Genomic DNA, 17,460 nt, shown 5'->3' with positions numbered 1-17,460 from the left:
CCGCTGGCAACGTTGCCCGTTGCCGGCAGCGGATGCGTACTTTACGGTTTTCCCCCGAGGGGTGCAACCCTTTCCGTTAGGAAAATGTAGCCCAGTTACACGCAAAGGGCCATGACTCATATCAAGAGATGGCTCGGCGAGGCCAGGGACCCGTAACCCACCGAGGGTCCGGGCCCCTGCCCCCCCCCCAGGATGGGTCGATCAGAAGCTGTCGCCAGGAATCCGCACGAAACCTTCCATCAGGACCCGGGCGCTACGGCTCATCACCGCCTCGTCGATCACCCAGCGCCCCTCCGTCAGGCTGGCCTCGGCGCCGACGCGCAGCGAGCCGGAGGGGTGGCCGAAGGTGACGGCATTGCGCTTGCTCCCGCCGGCGGCCAGATTGACCAGGGTGCCCTCGATCGCGGCGGCGGAGGCGATCGCCACGGCGGCGGTGCCCATCATGGCGTGGTGCAGCTTGCCCATGGAGAGCGCCCGCACCAGCAGGTCGATGGAGTCGGCCTTCACCTCCTTGCCGCTGGAAGAGGTGTAGCTCGCCGGAGGCGCCACGAAGGCCACCTTGGGGGTATGCTGACGGCCGGCCGCCTCGGCCACGTCCTTGATCAGGCCCATCTTCACCGCCCCATGGGCGCGGATCGTCTCGAAGCGCGCCAGCGCCTCGGCGTCGCCGTTGATCGCCTCCTGCAGCTCGGTGCCGCTGTAGCCAATCTCGGCGGCATTGACGAAGACGGTGGGAATGCCGGCGTTGATCAGCGTGGCCTTGAGGGTGCCCCCCTCCACCACATCAGCCGGCACCTCGAGGTCATCGACCAGGTTGCCGGTGGGGAAGATTGCCCCCTCGCCGTCGGCGGGGTCCTTGAAGGCCACCGGCACCTCGGCCGCCGGGAAGGTCACGCCGTCGAGCTCGAAGTCGCCGGTCTCCTGCACCTCGCCGTTGGTGATGGGCACCTGGCAGACGATGGTCTTGCCGATATTGACCTGCCAGATGCGCACCTCCACCACGCCGCTATCGGGAATGCGCGCCGGGTCCACCAGGCCATTGGCCACGGCAAAGGGGCCCACGGCGGCGGAGAGGTTGCCGCAGTTGCCGCTCCAGTCGACGAAGGGCTTGTCGATGGCCACCTGGCCGAAGAGATAGTCCACGTCGTGAACGGGCTGAGTGCTCTTCGACAGGATCACCGTCTTGCTGGTGCTGGAGGTGGCACCGCCCATGCCGTCGATCTGCTTCTGGTAGGGGTCGGGGCTGCCGATCACCCGCATCAGCAGGCGGTCGCGGGCCTCGCCGGGCACCCGTGCCGTCTCGGGCAGGTCATCCAGCTTGAAGAAGACGCCCTTGCTGGTGCCACCACGCATATAAGTGGCGGGAATGCGAATCTGGGAAACGTGAGCCATGGAGGTTGCTTCCTTGGTGATGAAGGGGGGTAAAGATCGACCCGGGCCTTGCGGCGCCGGGTCGATGGGATTCAACGTCGTGAGGCTGGCGTCCGGCTCAGCTGACCGCCTCGGCCGAGGACTCCAGGAAGTCCTTGGCGAAGCGCTGCAGCACGCCGCCGGCGGAGTAGACGGTCACCTCCTCTGCGGTATCCAGGCGGCAGATCACGGGCACCCGGTCCACCTCACCGGTCCTGCGGTGGATCACCAGCTCGAGGGTCGCGCCCGGGGCCGCCTCGCCCTCCACGTCGTAGGTCTCGGTACCGTCGAGCTGCAGGGTGTGGCGAGTGGTCCCCTCCTGGAACTGGAGCGGCATCACGCCCATGCCGATCAGGTTGGTGCGGTGAATGCGTTCGAAGCCCTCGGCGACGATCGCCTCGACCCCGGCCAGGGCCACGCCCTTGGCCGCCCAGTCCCTGGAGGAGCCCTGGCCATAGTCGGCACCGGCGATGACGATCAGCGGCTGGCCACGCTCCATATAGGTCTCGATGGCCTCCCACATGCGGGTCACTTCGCCCTCAGGCTCGATGCGTGCCAGCGAGCCCTGCCTGACCTCGCCGTTCTCGTCGCGGACCATCTCGTTGAACAGCTTGGGATTGGCGAGTGTGGCCCGAAGGGCAGTGAGGTGGTCGCCGCGGTGGGTGGCGTAGGAGTTGAAGTCCTCCTCCGGCAGGCCCATCTTGTGCAGGTACTCGCCCGCCGCGCTGTCCATCATGATGGCGTTCGAGGGGGACAGGTGGTCGGTGGTGATGTTGTCCGGCAGGATCGCCAGGGGCCGCATGCCCTTCAACGCACGCACGGCCGCCATGTTGCCTTCCCAGTAGGGCGGGCGACGGATATAGGTGCTCTGGGGGCGCCAGTCATAGAGCGGACTCTCGGCCGGTTCAAACGCATCCAGATCGAACATCGGGATGTAGACCTGCTTGAACTGCTCCGGCTTGACGAACTCGGCGACGATGGCATCGATCTCCTCGTCGGAGGGCCACAGGTCCTTGAGAGTCACCGGGTTGCCGTTCTGATCGGTGCCCAGCACGTCCTTTTCGATGTCGAAGCGCACGCTACCCGCGATGGCGTAGGCCACCACCAGCGCCGGCGAGGCCAGGAAGGCCTGCTTGGCATAGGGGTGGATGCGGCCGTCGAAGTTGCGGTTGCCGGAGAGCACCGCGGTGGCGTAGAGATCGCGGTCGATGATCTCCTGCTGGATCTTCGGATCGAGCGCCCCGGACATGCCATTACAGGTGGTGCAGGCGTAGGCGACGATGCCGAAGCCGAGCTTCTCCAGCTCGGACAGCAGGCCGGCCTCCTCCAGGTAGAGGCGCGCGACCTTCGACCCTGGGGCAAACGACGATTTTACCCAGGGCTTGCGCACAAGGCCGAGCTCGTTGGCCTTCTTGGCCAGCAGGGCGGCGCCCACCACGTTGCGCGGGTTGGAGGTGTTGGTACAGCTGGTGATGGCGGCGATGATCACCGCGCCATCGGGCATCTTGCCTGCTTTCTCATCCGCCTGGGCCTGGTCGCTGTCCTTGTAGGAGGATACGGCGATGCCGCGCTCGGCAAGGGCCGAGGTGGGCAGGCGACGGTGCGGGTTGGAGGGACCCGCCAGGTTGCGCTCCACGCTCGAGAGGTCGAAGGTCAGCACCCGCTCGTACTGGGCCTGCGTCAGGCTGTCGGCCCATAGGCCGACTTGCTTGGCATAGGTCTCGACCAGTTCGACCTGCTCCGGCTCGCGGCCGGTCAGCGTCAAGTAGTCGATGGTCTGCTCGTCGATGTAGAACATCGCCGCCGAGGCGCCATACTCCGGCGTCATGTTGGAAATGGTGGCGCGGTCGCCGATGGTCAGGCTCTTGGCCCCCTCGCCGTAGAACTCGAGGTAGGCGCCGACCACGCGCTCCTTGCGCAGGAACTCGGTGATCGCCAGCACGATATCGGTGGCGGTGATGCCCGGCTTGGGCTTGCCGGTCAGTTCCACGCCGACGATGTCGGGCAGGCGCATCATGGAGGGGCGACCCAGCATCACGGTCTCGGCTTCGAGGCCGCCCACCCCGATGGCGATCACGCCCAGACAATCGATGTGCGGGGTGTGGCTGTCGGTGCCCACGCAGGTGTCGGGATAGGCCACGCCGTCGCGAGCCTGCACCACCGGCGACATCTTCTCCAGGTTGATCTGGTGCATGATGCCATTGCCGGCGGGGATCACGTCGACGTTCTCGAAGGCGGTCTTGGTCCACTCGATGAAGTGGAAACGGTCCTCGTTGCGACGATCCTCGATGGCGCGGTTCTTCTCGAAGGCGTCCGGGTCGAAGCCGGCGTGCTCCACGGCCAGGGAGTGGTCGACGATCAGCTGGGTCGGCACCACCGGGTTGACCTTGGCGGGGTCGCCGCCCTGCTCGGCGATGGCGTCGCGCAGGCCGGCCAGATCGACCAGCGCCGTCTGGCCGAGGATGTCATGGCACACCACCCGGGCCGGATACCAGGGGAAGTCCAGGTCACGGCGGCGCTCGATCAGCTGCTTGAGAGCATCGGTGAGCAACTCGGGCTCGCAGCGACGCACCAGCTGCTCGGCGAGCACCCGGGAGGTGTAGGGAAGGGTGTCATAGGCACCGGGCTGGATCTCCTCGACGGCCGCACGCACGTCGAAGTAGTCCAGCTCGGTGCCGGGAAGCGGTTTGCGGTAGTCCGTATTCATACTCAACCCCGATCCTCGATGGGCACCCACTCGCTCTTCTCCGGGCCGACGTAATCGGCGCTCGGGCGAATGATACGGTTGTTGGCGCGCTGCTCGAAGACATGGGCCGCCCAGCCGGTGACACGCGAACATACGAAGATCGGCGTGAACAGCTTGGTGGGGATGTCCATGAAGTGGTAGGCACTGGCATGGAAGAAGTCGGCGTTGCAGAACAGCTTCTTCTCGCGCCACATCACCGCCTCGACGCGCTCCGAGACCGGGTAGAGGACGGTGTCGCCCACGTCCTCGGCCAGCTTCTTCGACCATTCCTTGATGATGGCGTTGCGCGGGTCGGACTCGCGATAGATCGCGTGGCCGAAGCCCATGATCTTGTCCTTGCGCTCGAGCATGCCCATGATCTCGCGCTCGGCCTCGTCCGCGGAGGTCCAGTTCTCGATCATGTCCATGGCCGCCTCGTTGGCACCGCCGTGCAGCGGGCCGCGCAGGGAACCGATGGCGCCGGTCACGCAGGAGTGCATGTCGGAGAGGGTCGAGGCACAGACGCGTGCGGTGAAGGTCGAGGCGTTGAACTCGTGCTCGGCGTAAAGGATGAGGGAGACGTTCATGACCCGGGCGTGCAGTTCGGAGGCCGGCGCCCCACGCAGCAGGTGCAGGAAGTGGCCACCCACGGAGTCATCGTCGGTCTCGGTCTCGATGCGCACGCCGTCGTGGCTGAAGCGATACCAGTAGCAGATGATCGACGGCAGCACGGCCAGCAGGCGGTCGGAGACATCCTGCTGCTCGTCGAAGCTCTGCTCGGTCTCCAGGTTGCCCAGCATGGAGGCGCCGGTGCGCATCACGTCCATGGGGTGGGCATCGGCGGGGATCTGCTCCAGCACGGTCTTGAGTGCCTGGGGCAGGCCGCGCAGGCCCTTGAGCTTGGTGATGTAGGCGTTGAGCTCGGCCTGGTTCGGCAGCTTGCCCTTGAGCAGCAGGTAGGCAACCTCCTCGAACTTCGCCTTCTCGGCCAGCTCCTTGATGTCGAAGCCGCGGTAGGTCAGGCCGGAGCCGGTCTTGCCCACGGTGCACAGGGCGGTAGTCCCTGCGCTCTGGCCACGCAGGCCGGCGCCACTCAGGTTCTTCTCTGCCATGTCGTATCTCCTTGTCTAACGGGTCGGTCGTGTTCGTATCGTCGCCGCTCAGGCGTCGGAACCCTTCTCGGCGAAGAGCGCATCGAGCTTCTGCTCGAAGCTGTGGTAGTTCAGGAAGTCGTAGAGCTCGTCGCGTGTCTGCATCAGCTCGACCACGTCACGCTGGTGACCGGTGGCGTGGATGCTCTGGTAGACCTTGAGTGCAGCAGCGTTCATGGCGCGGAAGGCGGACAGCGGGTAGAGCACCATGCGGCAGCCCACCTCGCCCAGCTCCTGCTGGCTGAACAGCGGCGTGGCGCCGAACTCGGTGATGTTGGCCAGGATCGGCGCATCGACGCGGTCGCAGAAGGCCCGATAGTCGTCCAGGGTGTGCACCGCCTCGGCGAAGATGGCGTCGGCACCGGCCTCGACACAGGCATTGGCGCGCTCGATGGCGGCGTCCAGCCCATCCTTCTGGAAGGCATCGGTGCGGGCGATCAGGTAGAAATCCGGATCGATGCGGGCATCGGCGGCGGCCTTGACGCGGTCTGCCATCTCCTGCTGGGAAACGATGGCCTTGTTGGGGCGGTGGCCGCAGCGTTTCTGGGCGACCTGATCCTCGATGTGCACGGCGGCCACGCCGGCGCGCTGCATCTCCTTCACGGTACGAGCGATGTTGAAGGCACCGCCCCAGCCAGTGTCGATATCCACCAGCAGCGGCAGGTCGGTGGCGCCGCAGATCCGGTGCGAGTCCTCGACCACGTCATTCATGGTGGTCATGCCCAGGTCAGGCAGGCCGAAGGAGGCGTTGGCCACGCCACCGCCGGAGAGGTAGATGGCCTGATGGCCGACACGCTGGGCCATCATCGCGGTGTAGGCGTTGATGGTGCCGACGATGGGCAGCGGGCGGTTGGCCTCGAGGGCGGCACGGAAACGGGCGCCGGGGGTCTGCTGGGTCATGGGGTCTCTCCTGTGGTGTTCGAGCCGGGTGTTATGGGTTCGGGTCGGGTCAGGTCGTGTCGGCTGCCAGACGCAGAGTGGCGGCATAGCGATCGACCACATTGGCCCGGGAGGCGCTGACGTGCCGCCGCATCAGCAGTTCGGACAGCTCGGCGTCGCCGGCCTCGATGGCGTCGACGATGCGGTGATGTTCGACGAAGGCGCGCTGGGGACGTGAGCCGGTCGCGCTGAACTGGGTGCGGTAGAGCCGAACCAGGTAATAGAGGTCGTCGCAGAGCATGGTCACCAGCATACGGTTGTGGCTGCCCTGAACGATGCGGTAGTGAAAGTCCAGGTCACCCTCGCGCTGGAAGTAAGCCTCCCCCTTCTTGAGGTCGGCCTGACGCTCGTGCATCGCCAGCAGTTCACGCAGCCCCGCGATCTCCTTGGCGGTCATGTGCTCCGCGGCCAACCGAGCAGCCATGCTCTCCAGCGCTTCGCGCACATCGAACAGCTCGAGCAGCTCCGACATGGAGAGCTTTACCACCCGAGCCCCCACGTGGGGCACTCGCTCGATCAACCGATGCGCCTCGAGGCGGCGCATCGCCTCGCGCAGCGGACCACGGGAAATTCCGTAGATCTTGGAGAGGCCTGGCTCGGTGATCTTGGTGCCCGGGGCCAGTTCGCCGCGCACGATGGCATCCTGGAGCTGCTGGAAGACGCGCTCCGCCAGGGTGCGCACCTCCGGGATCGACGTTTCAATGTGTGCTGAGGTCATGGTGATTGTCGACAATTATTCGATGAAGGAAGAGTAGCCACTCCGCATAATGGGGTCAATACGCAAAAACGCCGTAAAGCTTCACCTTTGGTTGTAGACAACGGTGCCGGGAGCAGAGGGGCTGTCGACAATGCCGGGCGGTCATGGTGGCCCGGGGGCGGGAACGGGCAGGGACAAGAGCCGGCGAGACGCCTAGAATGGGCCGCCTGTCACAGCAAGGCCCGGCAATGAGCGCAAGACTCCAGATCACCCCCTGCCCCTACCATGAGCACCCGCTTGAGCACTTCGCTCGTCTTCGCCGGAGGCCGGGGGCCGTGCTGCTCGACAGCGGGCGCCCGGCCGCCCCCACCGGGCGCTTCGACATCCTCTCAAGCGACCCCCTGATGACGATGGTGATCGACGACCAGGGGCACGTCGCCGGTGCAACCGAGCTGTCGGGCCTCTCGCCCTTTACCGCCCAGCAGGCCCTGCTGGAGCGCCTCGAGGTGGAGGCCCCCGAGAGCCACCTGCCCTTCCTGGGGGGCCTGATCGGCTACTGGAGCTATGACCTGGGACGGCTGCTGGAGCCGGTGGGCGATCTCACCTCGCCCGCCGTCGCCCTGCCGGCGAGCCGGGTCGGCCTCTACGACTGGGCGCTGATCCAGGACCATGAGCGGCGCGAGAGCTGGCTGGTGGCCAGCGACGAGCGACGCCGCCAGGTGCTCGGCTGGCTGGCGCAGCCGACGGCGGCCCCCGGTGCCTTCCGGCTGACCGCCCCCTTCGCCGGCGAGCTCTCCCGTGCCGTCTATCTCGAGCGCTTTGCCGCCGTTCAGCACTATATCCGCGCGGGAGACTGCTACCAGATCAACCTGGCCCAGCGCTTCAGCGCCCCCTATGCGGGCGACCTTTGGAGCGCCTACTGTCGTCTGCGCGAGGCCACGCCGACGCCCTACTCAGGCTTCATGGCCTGGTCCACGGCCCAGGGCGAGCAGGCGATCCTTTCGCTTTCCCCCGAGCGTTTCCTGGAATGCCGGGCCGGCCACGTGGAGACCCGCCCCATCAAGGGCACCCGCCCCCGGGGGGCGACGCCCGCCGATGACCGGCGGCTGGCCGACGAGCTCGCCGCCAGCCTCAAGGACCGCGCCGAGAATGTGATGATCGTCGACCTGCTGCGCAACGACCTGGGCCGCGTCTGCCGCCCCGGCAGCGTGCGCGTCCCCCAGCTGTGCGGCCTGGAGAGCTACGCCAACGTGCATCACCTGGTCAGCGTGGTGACTGGCGAGCTGGCTCCGGGGCGCACGCCCCTCGAACTGCTCGCCGCCGCCTTCCCCGGCGGCTCCATCACCGGCGCCCCCAAGGTGCGCGCCATGCAGATCATCGAGGAGCTGGAGCCGAGCCGGCGCAGCGTCTACTGCGGCAGCCTCGGCTATGTGGACGTGCGCGGCCGGATGGACACCTCCATTGCTATCCGCACGGTGGTGGCCGACGCCGGCCACCTGCACCTGTGGGGGGGCGGGGGCCTGGTGGCCGACTCCGAGGGCGAGGCGGAATATCAGGAGACCCTCGACAAGATCGGCCACCTGATGGCATCCCTCGCGAGCCTGGGATCAACAGAAAGTGAATAAGAAAGCAATTCCTTGCTCCCTGAAGGAATAGATACCCAAGAAATCGGTATTGGGGCCGGCGTGCCCGGCCTTGCTAGGGTAACGGCCATCGAGCCCAAGGGAGGCCAGCATGGCAAGCTTCGACCCCAACCATTTCGTTCTGGAACACGACCAGGATACCCCCAAGGAGATCCTTTGCGCCGCCTACCAGGCCTTCGGCGAGCTGACGCTCTCCTTTTCCGGCGCCGAGGACGTGGTGCTGATCGACCTGGCCCTGAAGGTCGCCCCGAAGGAGGCGGTGCACGTCTTCGCCCTGGACACCGGGCGCCTGCACCCGGAGACCTATGCCTTCATCGAGCGGGTCCGCGAGCACTACGGCATCGCGATCGACGTGCGCTTCCCCGACCCCGAGGCGGTGCAGAGGCTGGTGGGCGAGAAGGGACTGTTCAGCTTCTTCCGCGACGGCCATCAGGAGTGCTGCGGCATCCGCAAGGTGGCGCCGCTGCGCACTCGACTCAAGGGGCTCCCGGTATGGGTCACCGGTCAGCGTCGCGACCAGAGCCCCGGCACCCGCTCCAGCCTGCAGGTCGCCGAGCACGACCATGCCTTCGGCAGCGAGGAGAGCCCCTTGGTCAAGATCAACCCGCTGACCCACTGGTCAAGCGAGGAGATATGGACCTACATCCGCATGTTCGATGTGCCCTACAACCCGCTCCATGAGCGCGGCTTCGTCAGCATCGGCTGCGAGCCCTGCACCCGCCCTACCCTGCCCGGCCAGCACGAGCGCGAGGGACGCTGGTGGTGGGAGGATCAGAGTGGCAAGGAGTGCGGCCTGCACGCCACCAACCTTCACTCCACCAATTCGGGCGCGCCGGGCTAGCGCACCGGCAGTTCCAGCCCCTCGAACAGCGGCGACTCGTGTCGCGGCCCCGCCACCAGGGCCGCATCCACCAGGTCGCGTTCCAGGTGCGGGGCAAAGCCCTGCAGGAAGTCGTACATGTAGCCACGCATGAAGGTGCCGCGACGAATGCCGATCTTGGTGGTGGAGCTCTCGAAGAGATGCCCGGCATCCAGCGCCAGCAGGTCCGTGTCGTGCTCCGGGTCCACCGCCATGTGGGCGACGATGCCCACGCCCATGCCGAGGCGCACGTAGGTCTTGATCACATCGGCGTCGGCGGCGGTCAGCACCACATTGGGGGTGAGCCCCCGCGCCCGGAAGGCGTCATCCAACTGGGAGCGGCCGGTGAAGCCGAACACGTAGGTGACCAGCGGATAGCGGGCCAGGGCCTCGAGGGTGAGCTCGGGCTCGTCGGCCAGGGGATGCCCGCGGGGCACCAGCAGGCAGCGGTTCCAGCGGTAGCAGGGCAGCAGCACCAGGTCGTTGAACAACTCCAGGGATTCGGTGGCAATGGCGAAGTCGGCCTGGCCATCGCTGACCATCTGGGCGATCTGTTTGGGGGTGCCCTGCTGCATATGCAGCGCCACATCGGGATACTTGCGGGTGAACTCGCTGATCACCGGCGGCAGGGCATAGCGCGCCTGGGTATGGGTGGTGGCGATGGACAGGCTTCCTCGACGTTCGTCGCTGAACTCCTGGGCCACCTCCTTGATATTTTCGGCGAGCCGCAGCACCTCGCCGGCCAGCTCGACGATGGCCTGGCCTGCCGGAGTGACCCTTGTCAGATGCTTGCCGCTGCGAGCAAAGATCTCCACCCCCAGTTCGTCCTCCAGCAGGCGAATCTGCTTGGAGATCCCGGGCTGGGAGGTAAACAGGCTTTGCGCAGTGGCCGAGACGTTGAGGTTGTGACGGGTGACTTCCCAGATATAGCGCAGCTGTTGCAGCTTCATGGCGGCGAACTCCCTGACAGCCACCCGATCACGGGCGCTGACGATACCAAATAGTGATAAAAGGGTAATTTATAATCACTTTGAAGTATATACAACAAGCCGGCGTCTCGCCTAGCCGAAACGCGACGCCATTTGCCAGCGCCGCAGACGGCCGCTAACATCAGCCGGCCAGGCACGCTCAGGCGTGCCATGAACACGCTCGATGCAGCGCAACGAAACTGGAGAACCCCATGGCCAATAACGTCGATGTCACCAATGCCAACTTCGAGCAGGAAGTCCTCAAGGCCGATACCCCGGTTCTGCTCAAGTTCTGGGCCCCCTGGTGCGGTCCCTGCAAGGTGATGGCACCGGTGGTCGACGAGGTCGCCGAGGAGCGCAATGGCAACCTCAAGGTCGTCAGCATCAACGTGGACGATGCCCCGGAGATCGCCGCCGAACAGGGGGTGCGCGGTGTACCCACCGTCATGCTGTTCAAATCCGGCTCCAAGGTCGCCTCTCTGGTGGGCGCCCAGTCCAAGTCACAGCTGACGCAGTTCATCGACCAGAACGCCTGATCGCCAACCGCGTCAGTCTTCAGATCGCCCCGGCCACGGCCGGGGTGATCATTTGGTGGTTCAGCGCCTGCCCGCGTCTACCTCATTCTCCTCGCCCCTCTTCCCCCTCCTCGCCATTTCGCTCCGAGAGCGGACGGTCTGCCTCCTCCAGGGGCTGGTCGTCACCGGGGCCCAGCAGATGCGCGATCCAGCGGGTCTGGGGGTGGCTATCCAGGGCGATCTTGAGCGTCATGGTCAGCAGCACCGAGAGCAGCATACCCGCAATGCCGAAGATCCACCCCCACACCACCAGCGACAGGAAGGCGATGAAGGTGGATAGGCCCAGTGCCCGCCCCATCCAGCGAGGCTCGACGATGTTGCCGAGCACAAAGTTGATTCCGAGGTAAGCCGCCGAGAGCAGCAGGGCATCCACCAGGCCACCCCCGGGCGACACCAGCAGCAGTATCACCGGGGGAATGGCGGCGATGGCAGAGCCGATATTGGGAATGAAGTTCAGGGCGAAGGCCAGCACGGCCCACAGCAGAGGGAAGTCGACCCCCACCAGCAGGCAGGCTACCCACACCAGAACGCCGGTCATCAGGCTGATCAGGGTCTTCACTGCCAGGTAGCGCTTGAGCGTCCGGCTGAACTCGTTGAAACGCTCGAGGCTGGGCGCCGGATTGCGCAGTGCTCGATAGATCTTGTCGCGAAAGTTAAGCGTCTCGAAGAGCATGAAGATCACCAGCAGGCTTACCATCACGCTCTGAAACAGCAGGTTGCCCAGTTCCCCCAGCAGTCCCGGCACCGAACTGCCCAGTTGTTCAACATCTAGCAGTTCGGCAAGCCGGCCGGTATCGACAGCCAGGCCCATCTTCGCCAGGCCATCGAACAGCCCCAGGTAGTAGTCGTAGAGCTTCTCCTCGATCCCCGGCAGCGCCTCCGTGAAGGTCCCGAAGCTGTTGGCCAGCAGCAGGCCCAGCAGCGACAGCAGCCCACCAATCACCAACAGGGTGAGCCAGACGGCAAGGCGCAGGCTCAGCCCCAGGCGGTTCAGCCACTGGACGGGGGGGGTACAGACCAGGGCGATGAATACCGCCAGCATCAGCGGCACCAGAAGGCTGGCGCCGGCCTTCATGCCGGCCACGATCACCACCAGGGCAGCCAGACCGAGGGTGAGATTGAGCGGGATGATGCCCGAAGTATCCGGTTCATGCTGAGACATCTCGAGCTCCTGTGTTCCCTGGCAAGGCTTCATCATGCCCCTGCACGGGACCAGCAACAATCGTGAAAGGAATCTCGAAACTGTTCTTGAGAACAACCTCGAGAACAGGGCTGGGCACCATACCGGGAACCTTTACACCGAGGCCCTCTCATAGCGAGGTGGCATGCTGCCACATCATCACCGCAAGGAGCCCAACATGACCCTGTTTCGCCCCGCCCGGAGACTGTTGCTGGGCACCGTGCTCGTCGCCACTCCCCTGCTGGCCGGTCAGGTGCTGGCCGAGGCCACGCCACCGCGCCAGCTCCACGTCCAGGCCGAGACCACGCTATCGGTGGTGCCCGATCGGGCAACGCTCAGCGCCAGGCTCTGGGAGCGCACGCCCGCGATGGCGCTGGAGGACGAGAGCGGCGACGACCCCGACGCGCTGCGAGACGCCCGCGAGCGCCTGGAAACCCGCGCCCGCGAGCTGATTCGCGCCCTCGAAGAGACTGGACTCGAGCGCGACGCCATCAGCGCCGGCTCGCTTGCCGTGCTGCCGGAGCACCTGGCTGGCAGCCGCCGTGAGGATGGCGATCGCCAGACGCTGGTGCGTACCCGCCTGGAGCGACCCTTCCGCGTAAGGGTCGACGATCTTGACCGGCTGCCCGCGCTGCTCGACGCCCTGACAGACGCCGGCGTCAACGCCCTCGATGGCATCGGTTATGACCTCACCGATCGCGCCGCCGCCACCGACGAGGCGCTGATCCAGGCGCTGCAGAAGGCCCACCACAAGGCCGCACTGATGGCCGAGGCCCTGGGCATCTCCCTGGGCCCGGTGGCCAGCGTCAGCGAGACCCGCTCGCCGGTGTTCCAGCCACGCATGCTGGCCATGGCCGCCGACAGCCGCGAAAGCGCCCCCGAGGTGGAATACCGCCCCGGCACCATCGATATCGAGGCCGGGGTCAGCGTCAGCTGGGAGATCGAGTAGGCAGGTTGATCACCTCGACGCCGCCCATGTAGGCGCGCAGCGCCTCGGGTACGGTGATGGAACCGTCGGCATTCTGATAGTTCTCCATCACCGCCACCAGGCAGCGCCCCACCGCCAGGCCGGAGCCGTTGAGGGTGTGCAGCAGCTGCGGCTTCTTCTGCTCGGGGTGGCGGAAGCGGGCCTGCATGCGCCGCGCCTGGAACTCCTCGCAGTTGGAGACCGAGGAGATCTCCCGGTAGGTGCCCTGGCTCGGGATCCATACCTCCAGGTCGTAGGTCTTGGCGGCACCGAAGCCCATGTCGCCGGTGCACAGGGTGAGCACACGATAGGGTAGCGCCAGCGCCTGAAGGATCGTCTCGGCGTGGCCGCGCATCTCCTCCAGGGCCTCGTAGCTGGTCGCCGGGTCGACCAGTTGCACCATCTCTACCTTGTCGAACTGGTGCTGACGGATCATCCCGCGGGTGTCGCGACCGTGGGAGCCCGCCTCGCTGCGGAAACAGGGCGTATGGGCGGTGAGCTTCACCGGCAGCAACCTGTGCTCGAGGATCTCGTCCCGGGCGAAGTTTGTCAGCGGTACCTCGGCGGTGGGAATCAGGTGGTAGCCACGCTCGTCGTCGAGGCGAAACAGGTCCTCGCCGAACTTGGGCAACTGGCCGGTGCCGTACAGCGATGCCTCGTTGACCATATAGGGGACATAGCACTCCTCGTAGCCGTGCTCGAGGGTCTGCTTGTCGAGCATGAACTGGGTCAGCGCCCGATGCAGCCGCGCGATGGGGCCGCGCATCACCGCGAAGCGCGCCCCGGTCAGCTTGGCCGCCAGGTCGAAGTTCAGGTCGCCCTTCAGCGCCCCCAGGTCGACGTGGTCGCGCACCGCGAAGTCGAACTCCCGCGGCGTGCCCCAGCGAAGGAGCTCGACGTTGTCCTCCTCGCTCTCGCCCACCGGCACGCTCTCGTGGGGCAGGTTGGGCAGGCCGCTGACCGCGTCATCCCACTCGGCCTGCACCTCGGCCAGGCGTGCCTTGGCGGCATCGAGGCGCTCCCCCAGGTCGGAGACCTCGTCGAGCAGCGGCTGGATGTCCTCGCCCGCCGCCTTGGCCTTGCCGATCGTCCTGGAGCGGGTGTTGCGCTCGTTCTGCAGGGACTCGGTCTCGCCCTGCAGCTCGCGACGCCGGGACTCCAGCGCCTCGAGACGGTCGGTGTCGAGAGCGAAGCCTCGCTTGGCCAGTCGTTGGGCGACCACATCGAGGTCGCTGCGCAGCAGTTTGGGATCGAGCATGGCATCCGGTCCGTTACAGTCGGTGATAGAGAGTGAGGTCAACAGGGGTGAAACAGGCCGCCCATTGTAGGCAAAAGGCCGCAGGGGCGCCACGCGCTGCCGCCAGGCAAGCCGACGGGTACCGCCCGCGGGATGCGCGCCACCCGCCTGTCGCGGTAAAGTAGGGCATTCCTCGCTTCCCCATGAAAGAGTGCCATGATCGCACGACTGGACACCGCCGACGCCAGCACCACGCCAGGGCTGGCCGCCCCCTACCTGGATTTCCTGGAGGCCCTGCGCAACGCCGGCTTCGAGGGCGAGATCGCCCCCGACTACGCCGACCGCACGGTGCTGGCCACCGACAACTCCATCTACCAGCGCCTGCCCCAGGCGGCGCTCTACCCCCGCCACGCCGAGGACCTCGAGCGCATCGCCCGCCTGGCAGGCGAGCCCGCCCATCGTCGGGTGGTGCTCACCCCGCGCGGCGGCGGCACCGGCACCAACGGCCAGTCGCTCACCGACGGCCTGGTGGTGGACGTCTCCCGGCACATGAACAAGATCCTCGACATCGACGTCGAGGCCCGCCGGGTGCGGGTCCAGGCCGGGGTGGTCAAGGACCAGCTCAACGCGGCGCTCAAGCCCTTTGGGCTCTTCTTCGCGCCGGATCTCTCCACCTCCAACCGCGCCACCATCGGCGGCATGATCTCAACCGACGCCAGCGGCCAGGGCAGCTGCGAGTACGGCAAGACTCGCAACCATGTGCTCGAACTCGACACCGTGCTGCTCGGTGGCGAACGGCTCGAGAGTCGCCCGGTGGACGACGCGGAACTCGAGGCCCTCTGCGAGCGCCAGGACGCCACCGGCCGCGTCTACCGTGACGCCCGGGAGATCATCGACACCCAGGGTGAGCTGATCGCCGCGACCTTCCCGCCCCTGAACCGCTGCCTGACCGGCTATGACCTGGCTCACTTGAGAGACGCCGAAGGCCGCCTGGACATGAACAGCCTGCTGTGCGGCTCCGAGGGCTCACTGGGCTTTCTCAATGAGGCGGTGCTCAACGTGCTGCCGATCCCGAAGCACGCCACCCTGGTCAACGTGCGCTACTCAGGCTTCATGGACGCCCTGCGCGACGCCAAGGCGCTCATGGCCAGTAGTGCGCGCCCCACCTCCATCGAGACGGTGGACGACAAGGTGCTGATGCTGGCCATGGAGGACTTCGTCTGGGACAGCGTGGCGGAGTTCTTCCCCAGCGGCGAGACGCCGGTGCGCGGCATCAACCTGGTGGAGTTCAACGACGACGACCCCGAACGCCTCGCCGGGCGGGTCGAGGCCTTCTGTCGCCACCTGGAGGCGGACGCGAGCGTCGAGCGCCTGGGCTTCACCCTGGCAGAGGGCCGGGCCGCCATCCAGCGCGTCTACGCCATGCGCAAGCGCGCCGTGGGCCTGCTGGGCAATGCCAAGGTCGATGCCAAGGGCGAGAAGCGCCCCATTCCCTTCGTCGAGGATACCGCGGTCCCGCCGGAGCACCTCGCCGACTTCATTGCCGAGTTCCGCGCCGCCCTGGACGCCCGCGGCCTCGCCTACGGCATGTTCGGCCACGTGGACGCCGGGGTGCTGCACGTGCGCCCCGCCATCGACATGAAGGACCCGGCGCAGGAGCGGCTGATCCGCGAGGTCTCCGACGAGGTGGCCGAGCTGACGAAGAAGTACGGCGGCCTGCTGTGGGGCGAGCACGGCAAGGGGGTGCGCTCGGAGTATGCGCCGAAGTTCTTCGGCGAGCTCTACCCCAGCCTGCAGCGGGTCAAGGCGGCCTTCGATCCGCATAACCAGCTCAATCCCGGGAAGATAGCGACACCGTTCTCTATCCCGCCCGAAGCCGCGGGTACTGCTTCTATCCCGCCCGAAGCCGCGGGTACTGCTTCTATCCCGCCCGACGCCGCGGGGAGGGCGTCTGACACCACTGCCACCACCCCGGCGGAGGCAGTCAAACTGGTCGACCCGGGCCTGCTGACCATCGACGGCGTGCCCACCCGCGGCCAGCTCGACCGCACCATCGACGAGCGGGCCTGGCAGGCCCACGCCGCCACCGTCTACTGCAACGGCAACGGCGCCTGCTACAACTACGACCCCAACGACACCATGTGTCCGTCATGGAAGGCCACCCGTGACCGCATCCACTCGCCCAAGGGGCGCGCCAGCCTGATCCGCGAGTGGCTGCGCCTGCAGGGCGCGGCCGGCGTCGACCTGGTCGAAGAGTCGCGCAAGAACAAGGCCGAAGGTGCCTGGGGCTTCGTGAAGCGTTTCCCCCAGCGCACCCTCAACACCCTGCGCCGCAAGCGCGAGGCAGACTTCTCCCATCAGGTGTATGACGCCATGGCCGGGTGTCTCGCCTGCAAGGCCTGCGCCGGCCAGTGCCCGGTCAAGGTCAACGTGCCGGACTCCCGCGCGCAGTTTCTGGAGGCCTACCACGGCCGCTACCTGCGCCCGCTGCGTGACTACCTGGTCGGCACCACCGAGTTCCTGCTGCCCACGCTCTCGCGTATCGCCCCTGCCTACAATGCCCTGATCGGCAGCCGCCTGGTGGATCGCCTGCTCGCCGGCCCCGTCGGCCTGGTGGACAGCCCGCGGCTCTCCCGGGCCAGCTTGAGCAAGACCCTGGCCGCCTGGGGCGTCGCCGAGGCCACCCCCACCTCCCTGGGCCGGCTCACCGAAGCCCAGAAGGCACGCAGCGTGGTACTCGTCCAGGACGCCTTCACCAGCCACTTCGAGGCGACGCTGGTGCTGGACATCGTCGAGCTGCTCGGCCGGCTGGATATCCGGGTCTTCGTGGCGCCCTTCTCCCCCAACGGCAAGCCGCTGCACGTGCATGGCTTCCTGGGCGCCTTCGAGCGCATCGCCGGGAAGCAGGCCCGTCGGCTGCGCACCCTGGCCGAGTTCGGCGTGCCGCTGGTGGGCATCGACCCTGCCATCACCCTCACCTACCGCCAGGAGTATGTGAAGGCGCTGGGCCCGGGGGCCGTGCCCGAGGTGCTGATGCTTCAGGAGTGGCTGGTGGCTCACTCGCACACCCTGGCCAGCCATCTCTCTTCCAGCGGCCGGGCCCTGGACG

General features: G+C 66.7%; 13 protein-coding genes. 5 read left to right on the top strand and 8 right to left on the bottom strand.

Going from position 1 to position 17,460, the window contains the following annotated elements:
* Window positions 1-201: 201 nt before the first annotated feature.
* The 5 genes from prpF to IBX53_RS09950 all read right to left on the bottom strand — a co-directional run bounded on the left by prpF (window position 202) and on the right by IBX53_RS09950 (window position 6,943).
* The gene (gene prpF, locus IBX53_RS09970; RefSeq protein ID WP_290908667.1) at window positions 202-1,392 is read right to left on the bottom strand and encodes a 2-methylaconitate cis-trans isomerase PrpF; all 1,191 of its coding nucleotides are present in this window, start codon (window positions 1,390-1,392) and stop codon (window positions 202-204) included.
* Window positions 1,393-1,489: 97 nt separating this feature from the next.
* Entirely contained in the window at window positions 1,490-4,117 is a 2,628-nt protein-coding gene (acnD, locus tag IBX53_RS09965; RefSeq protein ID WP_290908669.1) for a Fe/S-dependent 2-methylisocitrate dehydratase AcnD, read from the bottom strand.
* A 2-nt stretch (window positions 4,118-4,119) separates the two neighbouring features.
* Entirely contained in the window at window positions 4,120-5,247 is a 1,128-nt protein-coding gene (prpC, locus tag IBX53_RS09960; RefSeq protein WP_290908666.1) for a 2-methylcitrate synthase, read from the bottom strand.
* A 48-nt stretch (window positions 5,248-5,295) separates the two neighbouring features.
* Complete coding sequence (prpB, locus tag IBX53_RS09955) at window positions 5,296-6,186, bottom strand: methylisocitrate lyase (RefSeq protein ID WP_290908663.1); 891 nt, start codon at window positions 6,184-6,186, stop codon at window positions 5,296-5,298.
* 49 nt (window positions 6,187-6,235) lie between these two features.
* Window positions 6,236-6,943, bottom strand: a complete 708-nt coding sequence (locus IBX53_RS09950) for a GntR family transcriptional regulator (RefSeq protein ID WP_290908662.1) — start codon at window positions 6,941-6,943, stop codon at window positions 6,236-6,238.
* 227 nt (window positions 6,944-7,170) lie between these two features.
* On the opposite strand from IBX53_RS09950, the gene pabB reads away from it, so the two are divergent.
* Window positions 7,171-8,547, top strand: coding sequence for an aminodeoxychorismate synthase component I (gene pabB, locus IBX53_RS09945; RefSeq protein WP_290908660.1), 1,377 nt, complete (start codon window positions 7,171-7,173; stop codon window positions 8,545-8,547).
* Window positions 8,548-8,656: 109 nt separating this feature from the next.
* A complete protein-coding gene (locus IBX53_RS09940; RefSeq protein WP_290908658.1) occupies window positions 8,657-9,406 on the top strand; it encodes a phosphoadenylyl-sulfate reductase in 750 nt (249 codons plus the stop codon).
* Here IBX53_RS09940 and cysB read toward each other — a convergent pair.
* Entirely contained in the window at window positions 9,403-10,374 is a 972-nt protein-coding gene (gene cysB, locus IBX53_RS09935) for an HTH-type transcriptional regulator CysB (protein ID WP_290908655.1), read from the bottom strand. The genes IBX53_RS09940 and cysB overlap by 4 nt on opposite strands.
* Before the next feature lie 230 nt (window positions 10,375-10,604).
* On the opposite strand from cysB, the gene trxA reads away from it, so the two are divergent.
* The gene (gene trxA, locus IBX53_RS09930) at window positions 10,605-10,928 is read left to right on the top strand and encodes a thioredoxin (RefSeq protein WP_290908652.1); all 324 of its coding nucleotides are present in this window, start codon (window positions 10,605-10,607) and stop codon (window positions 10,926-10,928) included.
* An 82-nt stretch (window positions 10,929-11,010) separates the two neighbouring features.
* On the opposite strand, the gene IBX53_RS09925 is transcribed toward trxA, so the two are convergent.
* On the bottom strand, window positions 11,011-12,129 hold the full coding sequence (locus IBX53_RS09925; protein WP_290908649.1) for an AI-2E family transporter: 1,119 nt from the start codon (window positions 12,127-12,129) through the stop codon (window positions 11,011-11,013).
* 196 nt (window positions 12,130-12,325) lie between these two features.
* Between IBX53_RS09925 and IBX53_RS09920 the strand changes: the two genes are divergently transcribed.
* Window positions 12,326-13,096, top strand: a complete 771-nt coding sequence (locus IBX53_RS09920) for an SIMPL domain-containing protein (RefSeq protein ID WP_290908645.1) — start codon at window positions 12,326-12,328, stop codon at window positions 13,094-13,096.
* On the opposite strand, the gene serS is transcribed toward IBX53_RS09920, so the two are convergent.
* Window positions 13,077-14,372 (bottom strand): serine--tRNA ligase, encoded by a 1,296-nt coding sequence (gene serS, locus IBX53_RS09915; protein WP_290908642.1) that lies wholly within the window; start codon window positions 14,370-14,372, stop codon window positions 13,077-13,079. The two genes, IBX53_RS09920 and serS, sit on opposite strands and share 20 nt — an antisense overlap.
* Window positions 14,373-14,567: 195 nt before the next feature.
* On the opposite strand from serS, the gene IBX53_RS09910 reads away from it, so the two are divergent.
* Window positions 14,568-17,460 (top strand): FAD-binding and (Fe-S)-binding domain-containing protein (locus IBX53_RS09910; RefSeq protein ID WP_290908639.1); only part of this gene is annotated, 2,893 nt, incomplete at its 3' end.

Source organism: Halomonas sp. (assembly GCF_014859505.1).
Taxonomy (GTDB): Bacteria; Pseudomonadota; Gammaproteobacteria; order Pseudomonadales; family Halomonadaceae; genus Halomonas.
The sequence above is the reverse complement of the archived record's forward strand: the minus strand, read 5'-3'. Positions and strand labels throughout refer to the sequence as shown.